The sequence below is a fragment of the Roseomonas sp. CAU 1739 genome, from assembly GCF_039839775.1.
Lineage (GTDB): Bacteria > Pseudomonadota > Alphaproteobacteria > Acetobacterales > Acetobacteraceae > Neoroseomonas.
The window spans coordinates 52,475-73,508 of sequence record NZ_JBDOQQ010000014.1 but is presented as its reverse complement, the minus strand read 5'-3'; the positions used below and the strand labels follow the sequence as shown (position 1 = coordinate 73,508).

The 21,034-nt window shown below is 67.5% G+C and carries 21 protein-coding genes and 1 pseudogene; 9 read left to right on the top strand and 13 right to left on the bottom strand.

Going from position 1 to position 21,034, the window contains the following annotated elements; all coding sequences use genetic code 11:
- Positions 1 to 42: 42 nt before the first annotated feature.
- Both AAFN86_RS20815 and AAFN86_RS20810 read right to left on the bottom strand, forming a co-directional pair.
- Entirely contained in the window at positions 43 to 564 is a 522-nt protein-coding gene (locus AAFN86_RS20815; protein WP_347545473.1) for a hypothetical protein, read from the bottom strand.
- Positions 565 to 580: 16 nt separating this feature from the next.
- Entirely contained in the window at positions 581 to 979 is a 399-nt protein-coding gene (locus tag AAFN86_RS20810; protein WP_347545472.1) for a hypothetical protein, read from the bottom strand.
- Positions 980 to 1,225: 246 nt separating this feature from the next.
- Between AAFN86_RS20810 and AAFN86_RS20805 the strand changes: the two genes are divergently transcribed.
- The 4 genes from AAFN86_RS20805 (at position 1,226) to AAFN86_RS20790 (ending at position 5,297) form a co-directional block, all read left to right on the top strand.
- Positions 1,226 to 2,011 carry a hypothetical protein gene (locus AAFN86_RS20805; protein WP_347545471.1) on the top strand — a complete coding sequence of 262 codons (786 nt, stop codon included), beginning with the start codon at positions 1,226 to 1,228 and terminating at the stop codon, positions 2,009 to 2,011.
- 117 nt (positions 2,012 to 2,128) lie between these two features.
- Entirely contained in the window at positions 2,129 to 2,338 is a 210-nt protein-coding gene (locus AAFN86_RS20800) for an excisionase family DNA-binding protein (protein WP_347545470.1), read from the top strand.
- Between the two features lie 137 nt (positions 2,339 to 2,475).
- Entirely contained in the window at positions 2,476 to 2,715 is a 240-nt protein-coding gene (locus AAFN86_RS20795) for a hypothetical protein (RefSeq protein WP_347545469.1), read from the top strand.
- Positions 2,712 to 5,297, top strand: coding sequence for a DUF3987 domain-containing protein (locus tag AAFN86_RS20790; protein ID WP_347545468.1), 2,586 nt, complete (start codon positions 2,712 to 2,714; stop codon positions 5,295 to 5,297). Before AAFN86_RS20795 ends, AAFN86_RS20790 begins: the two co-directional genes overlap by 4 nt.
- 395 nt (positions 5,298 to 5,692) lie before the next feature.
- Here the strand turns inward: AAFN86_RS20790 and AAFN86_RS20785 are convergent, their stop codons facing one another.
- From AAFN86_RS20785 to AAFN86_RS20770, 4 genes are all read right to left on the bottom strand, one after another.
- Complete coding sequence (locus AAFN86_RS20785; protein WP_347545467.1) at positions 5,693 to 7,186, bottom strand: site-specific integrase; 1,494 nt, start codon at positions 7,184 to 7,186, stop codon at positions 5,693 to 5,695.
- 575 nt (positions 7,187 to 7,761) lie between these two features.
- Complete coding sequence (locus AAFN86_RS20780; protein ID WP_347545466.1) at positions 7,762 to 8,523, bottom strand: hypothetical protein; 762 nt, start codon at positions 8,521 to 8,523, stop codon at positions 7,762 to 7,764.
- A gap of 195 nt (positions 8,524 to 8,718) precedes the next feature.
- A complete protein-coding gene (locus AAFN86_RS20775) occupies positions 8,719 to 9,360 on the bottom strand; it encodes an imm11 family protein (protein ID WP_347545465.1) in 642 nt (213 codons plus the stop codon).
- A 22-nt stretch (positions 9,361 to 9,382) separates the two neighbouring features.
- Complete coding sequence (locus tag AAFN86_RS20770; RefSeq protein ID WP_347545464.1) at positions 9,383 to 10,192, bottom strand: DUF4261 domain-containing protein; 810 nt, start codon at positions 10,190 to 10,192, stop codon at positions 9,383 to 9,385.
- Positions 10,193 to 11,118: 926 nt separating this feature from the next.
- On the opposite strand from AAFN86_RS20770, the gene AAFN86_RS20765 reads away from it, so the two are divergent.
- Together AAFN86_RS20765 and AAFN86_RS20760 are read left to right on the top strand one after the other, a co-directional pair.
- A complete protein-coding gene (locus tag AAFN86_RS20765) occupies positions 11,119 to 11,730 on the top strand; it encodes a hypothetical protein (RefSeq protein ID WP_347545463.1) in 612 nt (203 codons plus the stop codon).
- 57 nt (positions 11,731 to 11,787) lie between these two features.
- Positions 11,788 to 12,153: pseudogene (locus tag AAFN86_RS20760) on the top strand (class I SAM-dependent methyltransferase); the annotation flags it as partial.
- 21 nt (positions 12,154 to 12,174) lie between these two features.
- Here AAFN86_RS20760 and AAFN86_RS20755 read toward each other — a convergent pair.
- The 4 genes from AAFN86_RS20755 to AAFN86_RS20740 are packed head-to-tail and all read right to left on the bottom strand — an operon-like array spanning position 12,175 to position 15,939.
- Positions 12,175 to 12,945: a methyltransferase domain-containing protein gene (locus AAFN86_RS20755; protein WP_347545462.1), complete on the bottom strand. Its 771-nt coding sequence runs from the start codon at positions 12,943 to 12,945 to the stop codon at positions 12,175 to 12,177.
- The gene (locus tag AAFN86_RS20750; RefSeq protein ID WP_347545461.1) at positions 12,942 to 13,715 is read right to left on the bottom strand and encodes an ABC transporter ATP-binding protein; all 774 of its coding nucleotides are present in this window, start codon (positions 13,713 to 13,715) and stop codon (positions 12,942 to 12,944) included. Before AAFN86_RS20750 ends, AAFN86_RS20755 begins: the two co-directional genes overlap by 4 nt.
- Complete coding sequence (locus AAFN86_RS20745; RefSeq protein WP_347545460.1) at positions 13,712 to 14,782, bottom strand: iron ABC transporter permease; 1,071 nt, start codon at positions 14,780 to 14,782, stop codon at positions 13,712 to 13,714. Before AAFN86_RS20745 ends, AAFN86_RS20750 begins: the two co-directional genes overlap by 4 nt.
- Positions 14,779 to 15,939: an ABC transporter substrate-binding protein gene (locus AAFN86_RS20740; RefSeq protein WP_347545459.1), complete on the bottom strand. Its 1,161-nt coding sequence runs from the start codon at positions 15,937 to 15,939 to the stop codon at positions 14,779 to 14,781. The genes AAFN86_RS20745 and AAFN86_RS20740 overlap by 4 nt, the downstream gene beginning before the upstream one ends.
- A 203-nt stretch (positions 15,940 to 16,142) precedes the next feature.
- Between AAFN86_RS20740 and AAFN86_RS20735 the strand changes: the two genes are divergently transcribed.
- The gene (locus tag AAFN86_RS20735; RefSeq protein WP_347545458.1) at positions 16,143 to 17,393 is read left to right on the top strand and encodes an MFS transporter; all 1,251 of its coding nucleotides are present in this window, start codon (positions 16,143 to 16,145) and stop codon (positions 17,391 to 17,393) included.
- A 197-nt stretch (positions 17,394 to 17,590) separates the two neighbouring features.
- Here AAFN86_RS20735 and AAFN86_RS20730 read toward each other — a convergent pair whose 3' ends face one another.
- The 3 genes from AAFN86_RS20730 to AAFN86_RS20720 are packed head-to-tail and all read right to left on the bottom strand — an operon-like array spanning position 17,591 to position 19,843.
- Positions 17,591 to 18,583: a tripartite tricarboxylate transporter substrate binding protein gene (locus AAFN86_RS20730; protein WP_347545457.1), complete on the bottom strand. Its 993-nt coding sequence runs from the start codon at positions 18,581 to 18,583 to the stop codon at positions 17,591 to 17,593.
- A 51-nt stretch (positions 18,584 to 18,634) separates the two neighbouring features.
- On the bottom strand, positions 18,635 to 19,390 hold the full coding sequence (locus tag AAFN86_RS20725; RefSeq protein ID WP_347545456.1) for an SDR family NAD(P)-dependent oxidoreductase: 756 nt from the start codon (positions 19,388 to 19,390) through the stop codon (positions 18,635 to 18,637).
- A gap of 42 nt (positions 19,391 to 19,432) precedes the next feature.
- Entirely contained in the window at positions 19,433 to 19,843 is a 411-nt protein-coding gene (locus AAFN86_RS20720) for an Rrf2 family transcriptional regulator (RefSeq protein ID WP_347545455.1), read from the bottom strand.
- Positions 19,844 to 19,917: 74 nt separating this feature from the next.
- On the opposite strand from AAFN86_RS20720, the gene AAFN86_RS20715 reads away from it, so the two are divergent.
- Together AAFN86_RS20715 and ytfE are read left to right on the top strand one after the other, a co-directional pair.
- The gene (locus AAFN86_RS20715; RefSeq protein WP_347545454.1) at positions 19,918 to 20,382 is read left to right on the top strand and encodes a group III truncated hemoglobin; all 465 of its coding nucleotides are present in this window, start codon (positions 19,918 to 19,920) and stop codon (positions 20,380 to 20,382) included.
- Positions 20,379 to 21,032: an iron-sulfur cluster repair protein YtfE gene (gene ytfE, locus AAFN86_RS20710; protein WP_347545453.1), complete on the top strand. Its 654-nt coding sequence runs from the start codon at positions 20,379 to 20,381 to the stop codon at positions 21,030 to 21,032. Before AAFN86_RS20715 ends, ytfE begins: the two co-directional genes overlap by 4 nt.
- Positions 21,033 to 21,034: the final 2 nt, after the last annotated feature.

The window sequence follows — 21,034 nt, the reverse complement described above, 5'->3', positions numbered from 1 at the left end:
CGCTCATCACACGTTGTTGCCGCTGGGGGGATCCGCGTCCGGCTAAGCGGCTTCATCACTGACCGTCAGCCCATAATTCGCCAGCACGGCCCGCACACGAGCGCGCAGGACAGGCGAGGAAGCCCATGCAAGGGCGAGTAGCGGCGCGATACCGGCGGCGACTTCACCGACCCGCAGCGCGGCGCAGGCGCGCCAGTAGATCGTCGCATCGGCGCCAGTCAGGTCATCGCCCTTGCTGCGCGCACCGCCTGCGTTCGAGTTGGTGGTGTCCATCATGAGCGGTCCTTCCGGGGTGGCTTTGGTGAGCCGGTAGCGGTGACGCTTCTCGTCAGGCCAACGACGCAGGCGGCGCGCTGCCTCTGCATGGGCACACTCGGATGCGGGATGCGCGAGGGTCAACGAGACGACGACGCTGCGTATCGGGCGGCATTGCGGACGACGCGCGACATTGCGGACGATGCCGTAGAGGGCCACGCGGCGGCGCAGGCGGCGTGCTGTCGATGTCGGGCGCTGTCGGTCGCCGGGCCGGTCGGATTTATTTTCGAGAACCGCCAGACGGCTCAAATTCGTCCCGCCTCGCCTAGCAGAGACGCCCAGGAATGCCGGGACCGCAGTCGGGCCAGGAGACGAAGCCGCCCGCAATGACGGAAATCAGCACCGCTCCAAGAAGACCAATGCACGCGGCGCCAAAGGGTAGCTGAAGGGCAATTGAGAAGGCGGCGCGCGCGCAGTCCGGATAATCGACGTGGCACGGATTGGCGTCCTGACCTTCCCGCAGCCGCTTCTCCCATATGCTCCGGCGCTCAAGCACGACTAAGGCAGCAAGTGCGACGACGAAGACCGCGCATGCGACAGCGAGGTAGAGCCCCGTAACCGTTGCGGCCGTGCGCACGCTCCCTTCGGTCATGCCCAGCGTCCCAACGAAGACGAAGCCGACCAGACCTGCCGAAATGCCGGGCGCTTCCCGCCATCTTTCCATCGTTGATCCGCCTCGCACCGCGTCGTGGTGTCGAGGGTCAATTTTTCTGTCTGCTAGCGCAATAGCCTTCTGTGCGCGCCTGACTTGTTCGGCGGCGCCCCCGACCCTGCCCGCCCCACCCCTCCCGGGGCCTCCGGTCGTGCGCGCCGCGAAGGGTGATGGACCCCTGTAGAAAATTCGGCGCTCGCGCTGACTTTCTGAGGCCGTGTAGAATTGCCATGGTCGGTGGAAGGCTGCGGCGGTTCAGTGGACGGCGAAACAGAGCGCGAGGCGCTGAATGCGGCCAAGGTGCAGGCGCACCGCGACCTTGCCCACGCGCGCGGGCGCGATGACGCCCTTGGCGTCAAAGCGGCGAAGGCTGATCTTGAGCGCATCGCCTATCGCCTTCGGAAGTTGGAACGGCCGAGCCTCTGTGATGGGATGCCTCCGCAGACTGCCGCTTATGTCGCCTTCCTCGCCAAGCACTTCCCGCAAGCTCTCGGGCTGAGGCAGCCGACGCGGCCCGGTATGCCTTGGAAGCCCAACCCCGCGCTTCTCGCCGCCGCCGAGGTCGAAGCACTGATGCTGCGTGTCGCTTACCTGCGCTCACGGGTGATGAAGTGGCAAGCTTCACCCCTCCAGATCGCGAAGGCGCATCTTTCTCGTATCGTTCGTGTGTGGGCGCGACAGACCGCTATGGAGATGGGTGCTTTGAAGCGCATCGCGCGTGACCTCAGCCAAGCGATCCAGCAAGGCAGCTTCGCCATCGGTGAACCAGACCACCGACTCAACGATTTTGAAGCCGCACCCATGGTGGAGGGATCAGCGCGCCTGGGCGCCACGGTGCCCTTGGCTGCTGCTCGCCTGCGAGAGCTTCGCCGGCTCAATGCGCGCCCCCTTCGCGAAGCGCGCAAAGGCTATGGGTCAACGCCCCCCGCAGTCGAACGGTATCTGGCCGCCGAGCGCCAGCGCGCCGCCGCTCGCGAAGCCGCCCGCGATGATCTTTTTGGTATCACGCGCGAGGCTCTGAAAGCCAAGCCTGGCCACGCTTAGAACGAAGCGTGCAAGGCGCTGCGCGAAATTCAGGGGGCGATCCTGACAAACTGCTGATCCCTCATTGTCCACCGCGAGCCGAGGCACCCCGCCGAGGCCCGTTAGGGACACACTAATATGTCGCAGACCATCGAGATTGCTGACGCGGCTCCCGCCGTTTCCGGCCCCGAATTCCTCACCGTCGCCGAGGCCCGCGCCCGACTGCGGATAGGCAAGAGCCTGGCGCTTCGGCTGCTCGCGGAAGGGAAAATCCCCAGCGTGAAGTTGGGGCGGCGTCGGCTGATCCCTGCCCATGCGCTGCACGCACTCGCGCAGCAGGCCGCCTGAAAAACACAACCCGGCGCAGGGGGTTCCTGGCCGGGTCGGTGAAGGTCGGAGTGGTGGTCTATTCCCAAGGACACCATACCCGCCCCCACCGGCTGGCGCCAGCATCATCCCGCGCCCCATCCATCCGGAGGGGCATCGTGCCCGACGATCTGAAACACCAAGAGGACGCGCGCCGCGCAATGCTCGCCGGTGCGACGCTGCGCTATCCAACCCTGAAGCCTTGGGGACAGGCGTATCGCTTTCTGCGGCGGATCGAGCGCGCCGCGACCGTCGATGAATACGAGCGCGCGACGCTGAATGCGATCCTAGACATCGCCGATGAGAAGGACGTCCTTCTCAAGATGAACCCGCCATGGCTCCGGAGGGACGCATCGTGAGCGCCGCGCATGATGCGTGCGGCGCTGCCGGCGCGGTGGCGTCGCTCGCCGACTTCAATGGTGTGCGGCGCTGGCTATTCTGGAATGCCGATGCAGGCGACGGGAAGCCGCCCAAGACACCGCGCGCGCCGCGCGGTGGTATGGGACGCGTCAATGATCCCGCCACCTTTGGGACGCGAATGCAGGCGGAGCAGGCGGCCGGCGGTGTATCGCGCACATCCGGCGCCGGCCTTGTGCTGGGCGATTTGACGATGGTGGTGAATGACCCGCCAGGGCTCGCGATCGGCGGATTGGACTTGGACACATGCGTAGACCCCGAGACTGGCCTTCTGGAACGATGGGCGCGCGCGATCCTCGATCGTGTCAACACCTATGCCGAAGTGTCGCCCAGTGGGCGCGGCGTGAAAGCGTTCTTCTTCTACTCGATGGAGGACGCCGGACTGCTGCGCGCCGAGACGGGCATGGAGCACAGCGCCATATGGAAGCGACCAGGAGGGGGGCATCCGCCCGCCATCGAGCTTCACCTATCCAATCGCTTCTTCATCGTGACGGGCGACGCGATCGACGGTGATGAGAAGCCCATTCGCCAGGTTTCGCTCGTCGATCTGCTATGGATCGCGAGAAGGGCAGGACCGGATTTCTGCGGCAAGTCGCCGACTGCGCAGCCAGCGCCGCCGCAACCTGCTGCGGATGACGGCCCACAGGACGCGCTGCCGGCGTCCTCAATCGCGGTGACGGCTCAGCCGGCCAAAGCCAGTGATGCCCAGCCCTCACCCATCGCTGCGAAGATGCAAGCGGCGCTCGCGTCGGATACTCGGCTTGCCCAGCGATGGGCAGGCGACGTGTCGGACCTTCAGGACGCGAGCGGATCCGGCGTCGCGCTTAGCCTGGTGGGCATGCTCAAGGCGCGCGGCTTCACCATGGAGGAAGCGCGGGTCGCGCTGTCGATGCACCCGAGCGAGGACGTGAAGCGGCATATCGGCGACCGGGCCTTCATGCGCATGTGGACGCGCACGATGGCAGAAACCCCGCCCGATGCGCCCACGCTGCCGGGCATTGCGGACGGATGGCCCATGCCGTCGCTGGCACTGCTGGATGAGAAGCGCCGGCCGGCACCGGCCCTGCCGCTCGCACCCTTCGGCGCCTGGTGGGCGAAGATTATTCAGGACGGCGCCGAAGGCGCGAACGCACCGCCAGACTATGTGGCGGCCGGACTGCTCGCCACCGCGTCTGCGGCGATTGGCAACGCGCGGTGGGCTCGCGTGTGGGATGGCTGGACCGAGCCGCCCTTCCTGTGGTGCGCCGCCGTGGGCAATCCGTCAGCGGGGAAGTCGCCCGGTATGAAGGTGGTTGCCGGCGATCCGCTCTCGCGTGTCGAGCGCACGCTTGGAGCTGGGCATCCCGAGGCGCTGCGCGAATGGGAGGCGAAGGTCGCGCAGGCGAAGCAGGAGCGCGCCGCCTGGGAGCAGGCCGTGGCACAGGCGGTCAAGCGGGGGGAAGATGCACCGCCGAAGCCGGCGGGCGCGGATGATCCGCCCGGCCCGTCGCGGCCTCGCATCAAGACCGGCGATGTGACCACCGAGAAGGTCGCCCATCTGCTGCGGGACAACCCGAAGGGCCTGGTGGTCTTTCGCGATGAGCTTGCGGGCTTCCTCGGTAGCTTCGACAGGTATTCCGGCGGTGGCGGTGGCGGCGACCGCGCAGCCTGGCTGGAGGCATGGAGCGCCGGATCGTTAACCGTCGATCGGGTGAAGAACCCGGAACCCATCCAAGTTCCGCGCTTCGGCGTGGCGCTGCTGGGGTCGATCCAGCCCGACAAGCTGCGCCCTGTCACCAGCGGCGCTGACGATGGGCTGCCATCGCGCTTCCTGTGGTTCTGGCCGGAGGACGGCAAGCGGTTCCAGCGACCGAAGGTTGCCGCGAGCGCGGAGCGCATTGCGGCGGCACTGCAACGCCTTGCCGGCCTGGAAATGGAGCCTGACGGGGAAGGCGAGGCGAGGCCCCAAGCGCTGCACCTCACCGATGACGCGGCGGGACTACTTGAGGCTGCTGGGCAGGCTTGGCAGGACCGGGAGCGGCAGGCGGGCGGGCCGATGATCGGTGCATTGGGCAAGGCGCGGGGCAACGCCGTGCGTCTGGCGCTGGTGATCGAGCATCTGTGGTGGTGCGGCCGGGACGGTGTGATCGGTGGCCCACCGCCGCCATCGGTCGTGTCGGCCGAGGCGGTGCGCGCCGCCGTCATGTTGATGGATGGCTACTTCCTGCCCATGGCGGAGCGGGTCTTCGGTGACGCGGCGCTCACCCCCGCCCAGCGGGGCGCGCGGACGCTGCTGCGCGAGATCATCCGCACCTGCCCAGCGGAGATCAACGCGCGGGCTGTCCGCAATTCAGCGCGGCTGCCTGGGCTCAGCACCACCGATGACGTGAAGGCGGCCGTGGCGGTTCTGATGGAGGAAGACATCCTCACGCCCAAACCGGCGCCCATCGCGGAGCGGGGTGGCCGGCCGCGCGGCGACTATCTGGTGAACCCTCGGCTTTGGGAGGCGGTGCCGGCCCAGGATGGGCATGGGGCGACGGCATAGGCCGGCGCGTCGAGGCCGAGCACTGTGGCACTTCCCGCCTCCCAAGGGGGGCGGCGGAGTGCCGTAGGTTTTGGCGGTAATGGTGGTTTTGGCGGACGGTGGAGAGAGAGGAACGGGCACGAAAGGAAGTCCGTCTAGGAGTTTTGAAAGTTCTGGTGCTTTTGGTGACGGGAGATAGACGGAGGAAGCGCAAGCAGGACGATGGAAGGAATGGAGTGGCAAATGGTGAACCCACATATAGGCCAGTATTTCTGCTCTATATGTGGGTTTGTGACCCTCCGCAGACGAGACATATGGCGCCTCTTATGCCCGGCCGTGGGTGCTCTTTTTCCCTCTCTCCCGTTCACCAAAACCACCAGAACCACCAAAACCCCTCTCTCCGCGTGACGCAGTGCTTATGCGGTCTTCCTCGCCGATCCTTTCCGCATCGGATCGGGCCGAGGGAGTGCCGCCACCTTCGCCGCGTCCTGACCGGCGGCGTTGGCTCCGGCCTCCAAGAGCGCCGCAATCGGTGCGGCGATCTTCGCCGCCGCCAAGGTCGCAGCTTCCGTCATCATGTGGGCATAGCGCGCGGTGGTCTGCGCGCTGGTGTGGCCCAGCACCTTGCCGATTTGCGGCAGTGACAGCCCTTCGGCGGCACCGACCGACGCGGCGGTGTGACGCAGGTCGTGCAGCCGGACGGCTCCGACGCCTGCGGTGCCTCTGACCTTCGCCCAGGCGCGCCGCAGGGCGGTGGGCGACAAGTGCCCAGCCATGACCTTCGCCGCCACGGGCTGACCACCCTTCACCGCCGCCATCGCCTTGTCGGCCTGGGCGGGGAAGACATACGGACAGCCGCGACGACGCCACGCCTTGGCTTCCTCAAAGACCGCCGCAAGCGACGGCGTGATAGGCACCAGCCGCCGGCCCGTCTTCCGGCTCGTCTTGTGCTGGACGAGTTCGATCATTCGCGCGTCGAGGTCCACATGCTCCCACCGCATGGCGAGCACTTCGCCGCGCCGCATGCCGGACAGGATGAGCGCGCGCAGCGCCGCGAGGCTGACTTCATTCGCGCCGGAGCGCGCGATGCTGGCTCCGGCGGCAGTGATCGCGGCGGGCGAGAGGAAGACTTCGCGCCGCGCCGTCGCAAACTGCCCCATCCCGAGGGCGGGGTTTACCGACATGTGGCCATGGTCCACCGCCCAGCCGCAGAAAGCCGACAGGACACGCAGAACGGCCTTCATGCCTTCCTGACCCAAGAGACGGGGCGCGGGCTTAGCCTTCGCCGTGCGGCGCCCCTGCCTGGGCTGGGCATCCTCCGGTCGCTCGGCGACGCGCGCCGCTTCCTCGGCTGTCTTCGCGGCGGCATCGAGGCGAGCGCGCCGCCACACGTCGATGCGCTGCCGTGTAAGGTCGGCCGGCTTGAGACTACCGAACGCCGCGCGCAGGTGTCCGTTGGCCCGCGTCGCGTAATCGGCGCGGGTGCTCTCCGCGAGGTCACCCAGCGCAACCCGGCTGCGCTGATGGGCGAGCCACAGGTCAAGCAGTTCGCCCACCGTCGCGGCGTTCCGCTTCGCGATCTTGTCGGCCTGCGGGTCCTGGCCGGCCTTCACGCGGGTTGACGCTTGTTCGGCGAGGTCACGCGCACGGCTCGCACTAATGGCGCCCCCGCCCTTCCCGGCCGTGCCCAGCGTCATGCGGCGGGTCTGCTTCGCCTCGTCTCGGGTCCGATACTGGAACACCCAGGACCGGCCCCCGGCGGCCGTGATCTTCAGGCCGAAGCCCGGCAAAGCGTCGTCCCACACGAAGGTGTCGTTGCCTTTCGCGACCTTGCCGGGCTCAGGCGCGGCGCGCTGCGCCTTCACATCGCTGAGGCGTGTGCGGGACGGTGGTTGCTGGGCGGCTTCCATGAGGGGCATCCTGCGGCGGGCTGCTTACTGTTAGCGCCAGTAAGCAGGCCAGTAAGCAGAATTTGCAAGACCCATGAGGCCCAAGATGGACCGAAACATGCGAAAATCAACAGATTTACTGGACTTTAGGAAGCCGGCAAAAACCTAGAAAAGCCCTGATGGCCATGGGAACCGGAATTCCTAATCCTGGGGCCGTGAGTTCGAATCTCGCCGGGGACGCCACCTCCGCCTGCTCCAACCGTTCTCCCCCTGCGGGCGCCTCGCCGCGAGGCGCAGGATTTCCGTGGTTTTCGCGCGCGGGCTGGCTACTGCGCAGGCGGAACGAGGAACCAAAACCGGCTCTCTCCTTGCGTTTCTCTCTGGACCTGGCGACTTGGCCGATTATCGAGCCACGCTGAAAGCCGCAGAAGACCTACGCTCTGTGCGGCAGATACGTGGCGGAGTTGGTGGAGCGCACGCCCCACCATGCGCGACGGAGCGCGAACTCCGACTGCTCGCCACCGCGGTTGCCGTACACGGCCGGCTGCCTGACGATGGGCAGCAGCACCCACACGGAAACCGGCGGCAGCACTGATCTATTCGGCCGCGAAACGGCCGAGTTCCATGCCTGCTGAGGCAAAATCTCCATTCCGCAGATGATCGACCACGGCTGATCCAACCTGGGCATACTCGAGGGCCGCCAAAGGCATCATCGAGTGGGCGATATGCCGCGTATGATTACCCAATTCCGCAAGCTGAGCCGTGGTCCAGTTCGGCCTGAAAGCCTCAGGCACTATAGCGCGCCCGAGTTCGACGTCCGAGTTCACGGTCGCGATGCGCTCAAGCGTTGTTCGAGGATCGGTGTTGTTGTTGATATCGGGGTCGACCGCGAGGGCTCGGTCGATCTGCTCACGGAATTGGTCGGGCGGGTTGGAATCGTTGCCGCGAATATCATTCCAGCGATTTGTGAATTCTTTACCGTTCAGCAATTGATTAAGTTCGGCGGTTCGCTGCGCCCATATATCGCGAACTTCTTGAAGTTTCTGTTCTTTTGTCCAATCACTGTATTTTTCGTCGTACAAACTAAGGCGATTTAGCGGCATGCGTTCCGCGTCGTTCAATCCAATACGGAGATGGTCTTGAAATGCCTGGATTTTTGCCACCATTTCGCGAACAGCCGTTTCGACGGCGTGCGCATGCGTCGAATTGGGATCCTGAGATACTTCAATAACTCTATTATTAAACTCCAATTCAAAAATCCGCAGTGCAGTTTCTACATAACTGGTGTAGCCTGGATGCGATCCCCGATGGATCGAAACTTTAACGTCGCCAACCAGAGTTTCCGACGAAATCGGCAATAATCTGATATTATCAGGAGACTCTTGGTCGTAAAGATTGTGGTTTTTCAGCTCTCAAAATAAATCAAGATTCTGAAATAATTGATTCGGGATCAAATGGTTCCTTTCGAGTTCCGTCACGCTCGGCGTGGTTTCACTCATTGGGAACTCCCGGCTTTACTGTTTACAAAAATGATGAATTGCGGAAACGATCGCTCACGCCTCGCGCACCTGTCGCAGCCTGAAACCCCTGAGCTTCTTCGCCTGAACAGCCGCGCTGAGGGCGTCAGACATGAAAATCAGGCCGCTGCCGATAAAGGGCTTGTTGAGCCACAAATGCCGCCCCTCGATCGCCGTGCGCGACACGCAGAGGTCGTCCACATCCGGCATCACGTCGCGGATGGTCCGGCGCTGCTCGCCCCAGGGCGCGACGCAATGATCGGGCAGCAGCGCTTCGACCTGTTGCAGTGGATTCATAATGAAGTAATGGCCCGGTCCGACCTCTCGCCCATCCAGCCGCAGGATCGGCTTGCCATTCGGGCGGCGGATGGTGATGGGGAAGAACTGGTGCACGTCCGGTTCGAGGGTCTCAACGAGGTCCTTGAACTCGGCCGAGCAGCCCCACTTGCCGAGAACGGGCAGCACATCCCCCAGTGTCCGATGGTTGGTCTTCAGCCAGAACTCGGTCTTTACAGCGGCTGCGTCGAAAGGGATGCCCTTGAAGCCGAAATCGAGGAACCCGAGCATCTCCGGATCGTTGTGCAGCACATGGTTCCGCCCCGGCTCGCCCTTGGCTCGGCTTCCCTCCACGTTGGGAGCCCAGCGCCCATCAATCGAGAACTTGATCAACGCTGCCATGGCGCGCTTCCGTGCCTTGCCTTCAGCCTGCCGTCGATATGTCGAGCTGATAGGTCGGCACCCCGCCACGCTCGCCGAACCGCACGACGATGCGCTGCGTCGGCGTCTGGCCGACGGTATCGCCGTCGCGGATCACTGGCCCGCTGCGCATCAGGTAGAGCGCCAGGTTCAGGCAGCGATTGTAGATTATGCTTGGCTGTTCGCCGGTCGGAGGGTGGTCGATCTCGCGCCCCACGAAGGGCGCGAGGCCCATCGTCAGGAGCCCCAGCGATTGCCGATCCGGGGGCTCACCGGCGTACCAGCACGGCTTGATCAATTCCGACACCGGCAATTGGTCGGGCCGCATGGCCGCTGCTGCCTGACGGATGGCATCGGGCGCGATGAAGAGCGCCGAGGCTGCCCAGGACACGCCAAGGGTCTCAGGGACCAACTCGCAGAGCGTGGCGGCCGTGGCGAACACCGGCGCCGCGGCCTGCACCTTACCGGGTGCATCCGATGCGGTGTCGAGGTTGGCGACGATGACGTGCGCGCGCTGAGCGCGCGCTGCCGCTTCCCACCCTACCCAAAGACGCTGATGGGCGTCGTCTTGGAAGCAGTCGGCGGGCAAAGGAGCGTCGATGAAACTGACCAGGAGTTTCTGTTCGCCGACAAGAAGCAGAAAGCCGGCTGGCGCATCGGCAACGCCAGATGCCTCGATCGCTTGCGCCGTTCGGGCCCACTCTGGATATCGTTCTGCCAACTTGGTCGCCACGGCTGGCCCAGAGACACGTGCGGCCGCAGACAGCGCGACGTAAGCGATGAAGCGCGACTGTGTCGCCACAACGTCAGGCACGAAAATATTACTCCTCAATTAATCGCAAGTTATCTATGGCTCTTCCGCTCTGGCAAGGCCTTTTCAGCGCCGACATGGAGTTCTCGAACCTACGTGTCAGGGAGCTTGGTCGACTATACTGCTGCATTTGCCCGCGATAGACGTGGGCCCTGATTTCAACCGCGCCCCCCGGCGGAGGCTGCCGTCAGAGAGTTTCGTTCCCCGGTTCCCACCGCTACACCACTTTCACAGGACGGGGGCGACCCGGGGGCAAGCCATCCCGAACGCTCCCGCAGCAATGAGCCCTTCGCCGCCGGCGCGCCAAGATCCAGTCGCTGGCACCGTCACAATCCAGCACCCGCGACCGCCATCCTCGGGGATCCAGGCAAGGCAACTCTACCCCGCCGCCGTCGCTCCCGGCATCGCCTCCCGTGACGTGTCGGGAGCCGGTCGAGCATTCAATACCCGCGCCGGTCCTGTCGCCTCGCAACCCATGCCAGCGCGCCGCCAAGCCCGTGGAGCACGAGCCAAATTCCCAGGAACGCGCACGCCACCAGCCCGTAAGCAATCCACGCCGACACTCGGACCTCCGTTGACGCCGTCCATCGGCGCAATGGGCACATGCGGAGGGTGGATGGCGTGCGCCACAACCGGCGCGGACGCTGGCGGAGACGTGAATTCAACTCGGAGTTTGAAGGCCCGTGGAGGCGATCCGAGGGCCGGTCGCGACGGTGGGGATTGTCGTGAAATCGCGCCCTCCGCTCGAAGGGGGAACTCTCGCCCCTCGCTGACGGCGCTCACCACTGCGCGATGATCGCGAAGCGTCGAGCATTCTTCCTTTGCCCACGTTAGTTCACCCTATAGTCTTTTCACCAACGCGTTACCGCAGATTTGGCACGTCGCGGCGCATGGGACGCCCCGGCCTGAAGAAGCGCAGGGGATAATTCATGGGCGACCTTTCCGACTACTTTCTTGCGGAATTTGATCAGGGAAAAGTACTCGGATCGGCGCACACGGAAAAGACAGACGTCAGTGAAGGCATTTGCGCGGCACTCTCCATCGCTTGGGTGCGCTCCGTTACTGGTGGCGCAAAGGCCGACGACATGAATGCGCTGATGAAGCAGTTCGACATGTCTATCAATATGCAGCGGATCTATGAGGATGCCTGGAGCCAAACGGACGGCCACAGGGAAAGCGTTCTCAACTCGATTTCGCACGTCACTCAGATCAGTGTGAGTGAGGAGCGGTATGGAGAAAGTGTCGGTTCCCTCGTATCCTGCTGCAGGACTTTGACGGAGGGCTTCTATTTTGTTGGCTTGAATTTCCCGGAAGGCCACTTGATCGCCTTGGAGAAGCGCGATGATTTCGATCTTTTCGTGTTTGATCCGAATTATGGCACCTACCTGGCGAGTTCCTTTGAAGAAATCGGCGACTTCATATCGGCGCTCTTCGCAGACTACGCCTCGCGGGGCGATGTACTTGCTCACTGGGACCTTCTGGAAATCAGCTCCGCAGAAAGTGCCCGGGACCGATTTTCGCGCCAAACCGGAAGGTCGTAGCGTCGCTGCACCAAGCCCGGGTGGTCCGTTTCGCGCAGTTCGACGCGTGATTGCGACAGCACGATCGTGAGGTTCCGCCGGGTCCGGCGGCCCGGTGGACGGGTCCTGCTGCTGGAGATCGACCATCCCCGCAGCCGCTGGGCCGCTGCCGCGCTGCGCCTCTACCTCGGCCGCCTGGTGCCGGCGCTCTCCCGCTGGCTCGGCGGTGGGGAGGAAGCGCAGATCATGATGCGCTACCTCTGGGACACCGTCGATGCCTGCGTGCCGCCCGCCGAGATCGAGGGTGCGCTCGCCGACGCAGGCTTCACCGATGTGTCCTGCGAGATGCAACTCGGCATCTTCCGCGCCGGTCGGGCCACATCCAACGCCCGCGCGGCCATGGGCGGCCAGCACGACGGGGCCACCTCGGCAGCGCCTGCCTGATCGGCGGCACGAAGGCCGCTTTCACGCCCCGCCCGGCTTGCCCACGGACACCGCGAAGCGCGTTGGCGCCAGCAGCCGCAGCCGCTCGGCCAGCGTCGCGCCGTGCAACCCGCGCAGGTAGATCGCGCCGACGCCGTGCGGCCGCGGATCGGTGAAGCCGGCGCGCACCAGGTCGCCGATCAGCCGGTCCCGCGTCAGCCCGTCATGATAGGGCACGCGCGACAGGATCTGCCGGTGCACCGCGCCATCGGCCGCGGCCGGCGCGGTCCCGCCCAGCGCCGCGGCGATGCGCCGCAGCAACCTGCCGCGCAGGCCCTCCCGCACCCAGTTGCCATCGACCACCAGCAGCCGTGCGCCGGGCTTCAATACGCGCAGCCAGGCGGCGAAGGCGGCCGGCGGGTCGGTGAGCGTCCACACCAGGTGCCGCGTCACCGCGCCGTCGAAGGTCGCATCGGGCAGGCCGGCCAGCGTCTCGGCATCGGCGAGCCGCCCCTGCCAGGATTGTCCGGCGTGTTTCGCCCGCGCGCGCGCCAGCATCGCCTCGGAGAAATCCACCCCGGTCACGCCGGCACCGAGGTTGAGCAAGGCGCGGCTCACCTCCCCCGTGCCGCAGGCAAGGTCGAGCACGGTACGCCCGTTCAGCGCGCCTAGGCCGGCCTCGATCAGCCGCTGCCAGGCGCCGAGGTCGGCCTCGTCGATCCGGTGCCCGGGTGCGGCATCGAAGCCCGCCGCGCGACCGGACCAGTAGTCGCGGATTTCTTCCTTGAGGTCGTAGTTGCCGGTCATGCTCATGGCAGCGCCGCGTCGATCATCAGGGTACCGCGCCGGGATATCTCGGCGACGAGGTCCACGCCGTAGGTGCGGCCGCAGATGGGATCGGCGAAGACCTCGGCCGGCGAACCGTCGGCGACGACCGCGCCCTGGCCCATCAGCAGCACGCGGTCGGCATGCCGCGCAGCCAGCGACAGGTCGTGCAGCGCCACCACGGCGACATGGCCATCTGCCAGCGCCACCTCGCGCAGCAGCGCCAGCGCCTCCAGCTGGTGGCGCAGGTCGAGCGCGCTGGTCGGTTCGTCGAGCAGCAACACCGGCGCGGGCTGCACCAGGCCCTGCGCCAGCGCCACCATCTGCTGCTGCCCGCCGCTGAGATCGCAGATCATCCGATGCGCCAGATGCTCGATGCGCGTGCGGGCCAGGATCACTTCGACGCGCCCCGCCACCGCAGCACCGCTGCCGGCAGCCCCGGCGGTGCGCGCGGCGACCAGCACCGCATCGAACACGGTCAGCCGCGCCGCCGCCGCGAAGACCTGCGGCACGTAGCGCACCAGCCGCGTGCGCTCGCGCAGGGGCATCGCCTCGATCGGCCGGCCATCCACCAGGATGCGCCCGGCCGCCGGCCGCTTCAGCCCGGCGATGCTGCGCAGCAGGGTGGATTTGCCCGACGCATTGGGCCCCAGAAGCGCCGTGAGCGTGCCGGGCAGCAGCCGCGGCACGGTGACGTCATGCAGCACGCGCCGGCGGCCATAGGCGACGGACAATCCTTCGACGGCGAGTCCCGTCATCGTCCCGGGCTCCGGCGCGCCATCACCAGCGACAGGAAGAACGGCACGCCCACCAGCGCGGTGATGATGCCGATCGGATAGATGATGCCGGGCGACAGCGCCTTCGACACGATCGACGTCGCCGACAGCATCGCCGCGCCGGACAGCATCGACAGCGGCGCGAACCAGCGCTGGTCCTCGCCGACCAGCAGCCGCGCGACATGCGGCCCGACCAGCCCGACGAAGCCGACCACGCCGACGAAGGACACCGCGGTGGCCGACAGCAGCGCCACGATCACCAGCACTTCCAGCCGCAGCCGGCGCGGATCGACGCCGAGGCTCGCGGCGCGGTCGTCGCCGAAGCGCATCGCCGTCAGCGCCCAGCGTCGCCGCCACAGCAGCAGGCTGGCGACGGCCAGCACGCCGGCGGCGATGCCGATCTTCTCGAGCGATGCGCGCTGCAGCGAGCCCATCATCCAGAACACGATCTGCACGAGCTGCGTCTCCGACGCGCGGTATTGCAGCAGGGCGAGCAGCGCGTTGAAGGTGAACATCAACGCGATGCCGAACAGGATCATCGTCTCGGAGGTCGCGCCGCGCGCCAGGGTGAAGACATGCACCAGCATCGCCGCGCCGAAGGCGAAGGCGAAGGCGTTCACCGTCACCAGCGTCGGCCCCGCCGCCGGCAGTACGGACATGCCCGTGACGATGGCCACCGAAGCCCCCACGCCCGCCGCCGAGGACAGCCCCAGCGTGAAGGGATCGGCCAGCGGGTTGTCGAGGATGGTCTGCATCTGCGCGCCCGCCAGGCCGAGCATGCCGCCCACCACCACGGCCAGCAGCGCCACCGGCAGGCGGATGTCCCACACGATCACGACGTAGCGCGGCGACGCTGCCTCGGGGTTCAGCAGCGCCGCGAGGATGTCGCCCCGGCTCAACGCACCAGGCCCGGTGCCGAGGTCGACCAGGAACAGCAGCGCGACCACGAGCGCCCCGGCGGCCAACAGCGCGGTCCGCCGCAGCCCGACCCGCCCGGCCCCGCCGCGCGCTTCGCCGGCCGCGGCGATGGCGGGCGCGGTGACGCTCACGCGAGTTGCGCCCAGAACACGCCGGACAGCGGGATGGGCGAGAAGCGCTCATGATAGATGCGCCAGGTCGCATCGGGGTCGAGGTCGGCGAAGGCCTGCGGGTACAGCCACTTCGCGAAGACCTGCAAGGCGACCAGATGCGCGGGCGATGTGTAGAACTGGTGGTAGATCGAATAGAAGCGCTTCGACTTCACCGCACGCAGCGAGGGCCAGCCGGGCCGTTCGGCGAGCGCGCGGAGCGCGGCCTGCACGCGCTCGGGCGTCGCCTCATAGCCGAAGGGCACGCCACGCGACCCCGGCATGCCTTCGGTCCAGTCGGCGCCGGTGCCGATGATCACCTCGGGGTCGTCGCTGAAGATCGTCTCGGGGTTCACGGTGCCGCCCAGACCGGGGAAACGGCCGGTACCCCAGTTGATGCCGCCGGCTTCCTGCAAGGTGACGCCCAGGTTGGCGTTGCCGAAGGTCTGGCAGCAGCTGTTGGGATCGTAGCCGGCGGCGCGTTCCATCAGCACCGCGGTGCGGCGGTTCGCCGGCAGGTTCCACACGCGGGAGGAGACGCGCCGCGTCTCGCGCAGGAAATAGTCGTTGAAGGCGCGCGCCTCGGCATCAAGTCCGAGCAGCCGGCCCAGCACCTCGATGCTCGGCGTGGTGTTCTGCGACGGCTGTTCGCGGAAATCGACCACGGCCGTGGCGATGCCGGCCCGGGCCAGCTTGTCGTAGGTCCCGGTCGCTTCCATGCGCTGGTGCGCCGACAGCGGGAACAGCACCAGGTCGGGATCGAGCGCGATCGCCCGTTCCACGCTGAAGTCGGCGTTCACGGCATTGGAGAAGCGCGGCAGGGCTTCGGCCTGCGGCACGGCGGCGCGGTATTTCCGCCACGTCCCGGGGTCGAACATGATCATGTCGTCGGCCCAGCCCACGACCCGTTCGAAGGGCGCGCGCGGCACCAGGGTGCTGAAGCCGTACATCAGCCGGCCTTCGCCCAGGATCACCTTCCGCGCCGGAGCGCGCAGCGTGACGGTGCGGCCGGCGAGGTCGGTTGTGGCGATGGCATCCGCCCCGCGCGAGGGCCGCGGCAGGGCGGACAGGCCCGCCATGGCAAGGCTGGACAGCAGCAGGCGCCGCCGGGACGGCAGGGTTGCAGGCAGCGGCGGCATGGGGGGTCCTTCAGCGGGGATCGAGTCAGGCCAGGACGCTATATTGCAACCGAGTCGCAGTATCAATCGCAACTGACGTTCAGCCAGTGCCGGCACTCGCGCCGCCCGCCCCCTTCGCGTCCGGTCCCGCCATGCGCATAGTGCGCGTCAGCGGCAGCAAGCCGCGCCGAGGAAGCACCGTCCATGCCTGCCGGGTCCACCGGGTGACCAACGCCGCGCGCGCGCCTGCCCTGGCACCATTCCGGCAGCGCTCCTTCCGGTTCCAGTGGCCGGCCGACCTCGCCACGTCCTGGGCCTTCGAGATGGAGACCCTGATCCTGTCGTGGTTCGTGCTGGCGGCCACCGGCTCCGTGGTCTGGCTGACGGCGTTCGGGGCGCTGCAATTCGTCGGCACGCTGATTTCCCCGGTCTATGGCGTGATGGGCGACCGGCTCGGCCATCGACGCCTGCTGATCACGATGCGTGCGTCCTATGCCGTGTTGGCCGCGCTGCTGGCGGCCCTCGCGCTGACCGGAACGCTGACCATGGCGGCCGTCTTCACCGTCGCCTTCCTCTCGGGCCTGGTGCGGCCATCGGATTACGGCATGCGCAATGCGCTGATCGGCGCGACCATGCCCGCGCCCTGGCTGATGGGGGCGCTGGGCATCGAGCGCACCAGCGCCGACGCGGCCCGCGTGGTCGGGGCGCTGACCGGGGCGGCGCTGGTCGCCTGGATCGGCATCGGATTCGCCTATGTCGCGGTGTGCGGCTTCTATCTGATCAGCGTCCTGCTGATGCTGGGCGTGGAGGAATCACGGCCCAATGGCGGCGCGCGGTCGATCGGCGCGGTGTGGGACGAACTCGGCGCCGGCATCGCCCATGTGCGCGCGACGCCTCCGCTGCTGGCGGCGATGTGGCTCGCCTTCCTCGCCAATGCGCTCGCCTATCCGTTGACCGGCGGGCTGCTCGCCTATGTGGCGCGGGACATCTACGGCATCGGGCAGACCGGGTTGGGGTCGCTGGTGGCCTGCTTCGCGGCGGGGGCGCTCGTGGGATCGATCATCCTCAGCGCGCAGGGCGGGCGGATGCCCCCGGCGCGCACCATGCTGGCGGGCGCCTTCCTGTGGTTCGCGCTGCTGCTTGTCTTCGCGGTGGTGCGCACGGCGGGCAGCGGCATGGTGCTGCTGGCGGTGGCGGGCTTCGTGCAGTCCTTCTGCATGGTGCCGATGGCCGTGGTGATCCTGCGTGTCGCGCATGAGCGGATGCGCGGCCGCGTGATGGGGCTGCGCATGCTCGCGGTCTATGGGTTGCCGCTGGGGCTGCTGGCCTCGGGGCCGCTGATCGCGTGGTTCGGCTTCGCGGCGACGGCGTTGCTCTATGCCGGGCTGGCGATCGCCAGCACCGGGGCGATCATGCTGCGGTGGCGGGCGTCGCTACTGCCGCTGGACGCGCCCGCCAACGCGTTGCAGCGCTGATTCCCGCGGCCGCCGAAGGCGGCCGTTGGAGTCGTTGTTGGACCTCAATCGCCGGCGCGCCCATCCGGGCGCTCGGCTTTCGCGCCATGCACTGTTGCATCGTCGAGCGCTGTCGGTCTGGGCGCGGTCGCGCTGTGCGCTCCCGGCCCGATGCATGGCATCGGCCCGAAGGTTGGCGCGATCGACAACTGTTCCTGCTACTCGGCCACAAGATTGAGCCGGCGGATCAGCGGGGCCCAGCGCTCGCCATCGCGCTTGGCGCGTTCGGCGAAGACCTCGGGCGGATGCGGGTCGGCCGGGTCGGCGCCGACGCGGGCATAGGCGGCGCGCACCTCGGGGTCGCGCAGCGCCGCCTGCAGCGCATCGTTCAGCCTGGTCACGATCGGCGCCGGCGTCCGCGCAGGCACTGCCAGGCCGAAATAGGTCGAGGCCTCGAAGCCCGGGATCACCTCCGCCACCGTGCCCACGCCAGGCCATTCGGGGCGCGGCAGCGGCGTGGTCACGGCGATCGGGCGAACGCTGGTCACGGAACGCAGCGGCTCGCCTTCCGGCAGGCCGAGGCAGCGCGCATGCACGCGACCGGCCATCAGGTCGGTCATCGCATTGGTCGTCTGGCGATACGGCACATGCACCATGTCGAGGTTCAGCCGCGCCCCGATATCCTCCATGATGATGTGGGTGATCGCGCCGACGCCGGCCGAGGCGTAGTTGAACTTGCCGGGATTGGCGCGGATCCACGCCACCACCTCGGCGAAGTTGGCGCCGGGGATCGAGTTGTGCACGATCAGCAGGTTGGAGGTGGTGCAGAACATCCCCACCCCGGTGAAGTCGCGCGCGGCATCATAGCCGACCGATCGGTACATCAGCGCATTCAGCCCGCTGTTGGTGCCCATGGTGGCGACCAGCATGGTGTAGCCATCGGGTGCCGCGCGGGCAACCGCCTCGGCCGCGGTGTTGCCCGCGCCGCCGGGGCGGTTGTCGGCGACCACGGGCTGGCCCAGGCGGTGCGACATCGCCTCGGCCGTGACGCGGGAGACGATGTCGGTCTGCCCGCCGCCGCCATAGGGCACGACAAGGCGGATCGGCTTGTCCGGGTAGCCCGGCTGAGCGAGCGTTGGTGCCGCGAGCAGTGTGCCCGCGGCGCCGAGCATGATGGCGCGGCGCGAGGCTTCGGTGCTGATGCTGCCCATGGTTTCCTCCGGTCGATCGTTATCGTTGGAAGGAAGCCTAGGGCAGCGGCGTCACGTCAGGAAGGCGCCGCCATTCACATGGATGGTCTGGCCGGTGATGTAGCCGCCCTCCGGCCCCGCCAGCAGGCGCACCACATCGGCGATCTCCTGCACATCCGCCTTGCGGCGCTGCGGAATGCCCTGGTCGCGGCCGAGGCTGTTCGGCATCGCGCCCGCGCTCGCCCCGCGCGTCGTGTCCACCGCGCCGGGGGCGACACAGTTGGCACGGACGCCCTGCGGCCCGAATTCCACCGCCACGGCGCGCATCAACCCCTCGAGCCCGGATTTCGACGCCGAGACATGCGCGCGGTTCGGCGTGCCCACATGCGTCGAGATGCCCGACAGCGCGATGATCGACCCCCCCCCGCGCGCCACCATCTGCGGCAGGAAGGCGCGCGACAGGATGAAGGCGCCATCGAGCGCGACGGACAGGATCTCCCGCCATTCCGCCAGGGACATGTCGAGGAAGGCGGTCTGCCGCCGCAGCCCGGCATTGCAGACCAGGATATCGACGCCGCCGAGTTGCTTCGCGACCGCCGCCGCCATGGCGGCCACCGCGTCCTCATTCGACACATCGGCGCGCAGCGCGATGGCCTTGCCGCCAGCTGCGTTGATCTCGGACGCCACCGCCGCGATCGCCGCGGCGTCGGACCGCCCGTTCACCACCACCGTCGCGCCGTCGCGCGCCAGCGTCAGCGCGATGGCGCGCCCGATGTTCTTGCCCGCGCCCGTCACCAGCGCGACCTTGCCCGTGAGTGTCCCCGCCATGCGTTCCTCCTGCGTCGTCGCCCGCGATAGCACGCGGTGCCGTCAGGCGGCAGGCGGGGGCAGGCAATCGGCCAGCGTCGTCGCGTCGAGCCGCGCGAGGAAAGCCTCCCGCGCCTGCCACAGCACGCCGCGCAGCAGGCATTCGGGGGACAGGCAGCAGGCGCCGCCATCGGCGCGGAAGCATTCGACCAGCGCCTGGCCGGCCTCGAAGCGACGGACCACCTCGCCCAGGCGGATCGCGGCCGGCGCGGCGGCGAGTTCGACGCCGCCGCCGGCCCCCCGCCAGGTGCGCAGCAGCCCGGCCTCGGCCAGTTCCTGGATGATCTTGTGGACATGGTTGCGCGGCACGCCGACCTCCTGTGCCAGCGCTTCTGCGCTGCGCCGGCGGGCGGGATCGGCGGCCAGGCGCATCAGCACACGAAGGGCGACATCGGTGGCGGCCAGGAGGCGCAAGGAGGTTCTCCAGTGAATTAGTATTGACGATACCACAATTCGGAGGCACCGTAACTGGCATTGGAGATACCACTTTGCAGCCCTCCCCGCCCATCCCGGAAGGTCCCGAACGCCGCGCCGCCCTGACCGCCGAGATCACGGCCGGCACCGGCCTGAATCCGTCGGCAATCGAGCACTTCCTGCGCGCCTTCTACGGTGCCGCGCGGACCGATCCGCTGCTCGCCCCCGCCTTCGCCGGCGTGACGGATTGGGAGGCGCATATCGCCACCATCACCCGCTTCTGGTCATCCGTGGCGCTGATGACGGGCGGGTATCACGGCCAGCCGATGCAGGCGCACGCGCATCTGCGGCTGACGCCGTCACATTTCGCCCGCTGGGTCGCGCTGTTCGAGGAGATCGCCCGCGCGCATTTCAGCGCCGCCGGTGCCGCGCACATGATCGATCGCGCCCGGCGCATCGCCCGCAGCCTGGAGATGGGTCTCATTCCCCTGACCCTGCCCACCGCGCACGCAAGCGCGCCACAAGGAGCCCTGTCATGAGCGCCAGCTTCGCCCAACGCACCATCGGGGAGATCGCCGCCACCCTGCCCGGCGCGACCGCGATCTTCCGCCGCCACAAGCTGGATTTCTGCTGCGGCGGCGGGGTGTCCCTGGCCGAGGCCGCGACGAAGCGCGCCGCGCCGCTGCCCGAGATCGAGGCGGCGCTGGCCGGCCTCGCGCCATCCGATGCCGCGCTGCCGCAATCGACTGCCGCGCTGGTTGACCTGATCGAGCAGCGCTACCACGCGGTGCATCGCCGTGAATTGCCGGAGCTGATCGCGCTGGCCCGCCGCGTCGAGCGCGTGCATGCCGGCAACCCCGACGTGCCCGCCGGCCTGGCCGATCTGCTGACGACGATGGAGGCGGAGCTGTCCGACCACATGGCGAAGGAGGAGCATGTTCTGTTCCCCATGATGCGCCGTGGTGGCCACCCGATGATCGCCCAGCCGATCGCGATGATGCGCGACGAGAATGACGACCATGGCGAGCACCTGGAGGCGATGGACCGCCTGACCCATGGCGGGCAGCCGCCGGAAGGGGCCTGCAACACCTGGCGAGCGCTGTATGCCGGCACGCGCAAGCTGGCCGAGGACCTGACCGAGCATGTCCACATCGAGAACAACATCCTGTTCCCGCGCTTCGTCGGGTGACC

Coding starts and splice junctions, on each gene's coding strand:
- AAFN86_RS20730 (WP_347545457.1), bottom strand. CDS start 18,583: ATGGGCAGCATCAGCACCGAAGCCTCGCGCCGCGCCATCATGCTCGGC.
- AAFN86_RS20810 (WP_347545472.1), bottom strand. CDS start 979: ATGGAAAGATGGCGGGAAGCGCCCGGCATTTCGGCAGGTCTGGTCGGC.
- AAFN86_RS20740 (WP_347545459.1), bottom strand. CDS start 15,939: ATGCCGCCGCTGCCTGCAACCCTGCCGTCCCGGCGGCGCCTGCTGCTG.
- AAFN86_RS20785 (WP_347545467.1), bottom strand. CDS start 7,186: ATGGAAGCCGCCCAGCAACCACCGTCCCGCACACGCCTCAGCGATGTG.
- AAFN86_RS20765 (WP_347545463.1), top strand. CDS start 11,119: ATGGGCGACCTTTCCGACTACTTTCTTGCGGAATTTGATCAGGGAAAA.
- ytfE (WP_347545453.1), top strand. CDS start 20,379: ATGAGCGCCAGCTTCGCCCAACGCACCATCGGGGAGATCGCCGCCACC.
- AAFN86_RS20800 (WP_347545470.1), top strand. CDS start 2,129: ATGTCGCAGACCATCGAGATTGCTGACGCGGCTCCCGCCGTTTCCGGC.
- AAFN86_RS20750 (WP_347545461.1), bottom strand. CDS start 13,715: ATGACGGGACTCGCCGTCGAAGGATTGTCCGTCGCCTATGGCCGCCGG.
- AAFN86_RS20725 (WP_347545456.1), bottom strand. CDS start 19,390: ATGGCGGGGACACTCACGGGCAAGGTCGCGCTGGTGACGGGCGCGGGC.
- AAFN86_RS20775 (WP_347545465.1), bottom strand. CDS start 9,360: ATGGCAGCGTTGATCAAGTTCTCGATTGATGGGCGCTGGGCTCCCAAC.
- AAFN86_RS20755 (WP_347545462.1), bottom strand. CDS start 12,945: ATGAGCATGACCGGCAACTACGACCTCAAGGAAGAAATCCGCGACTAC.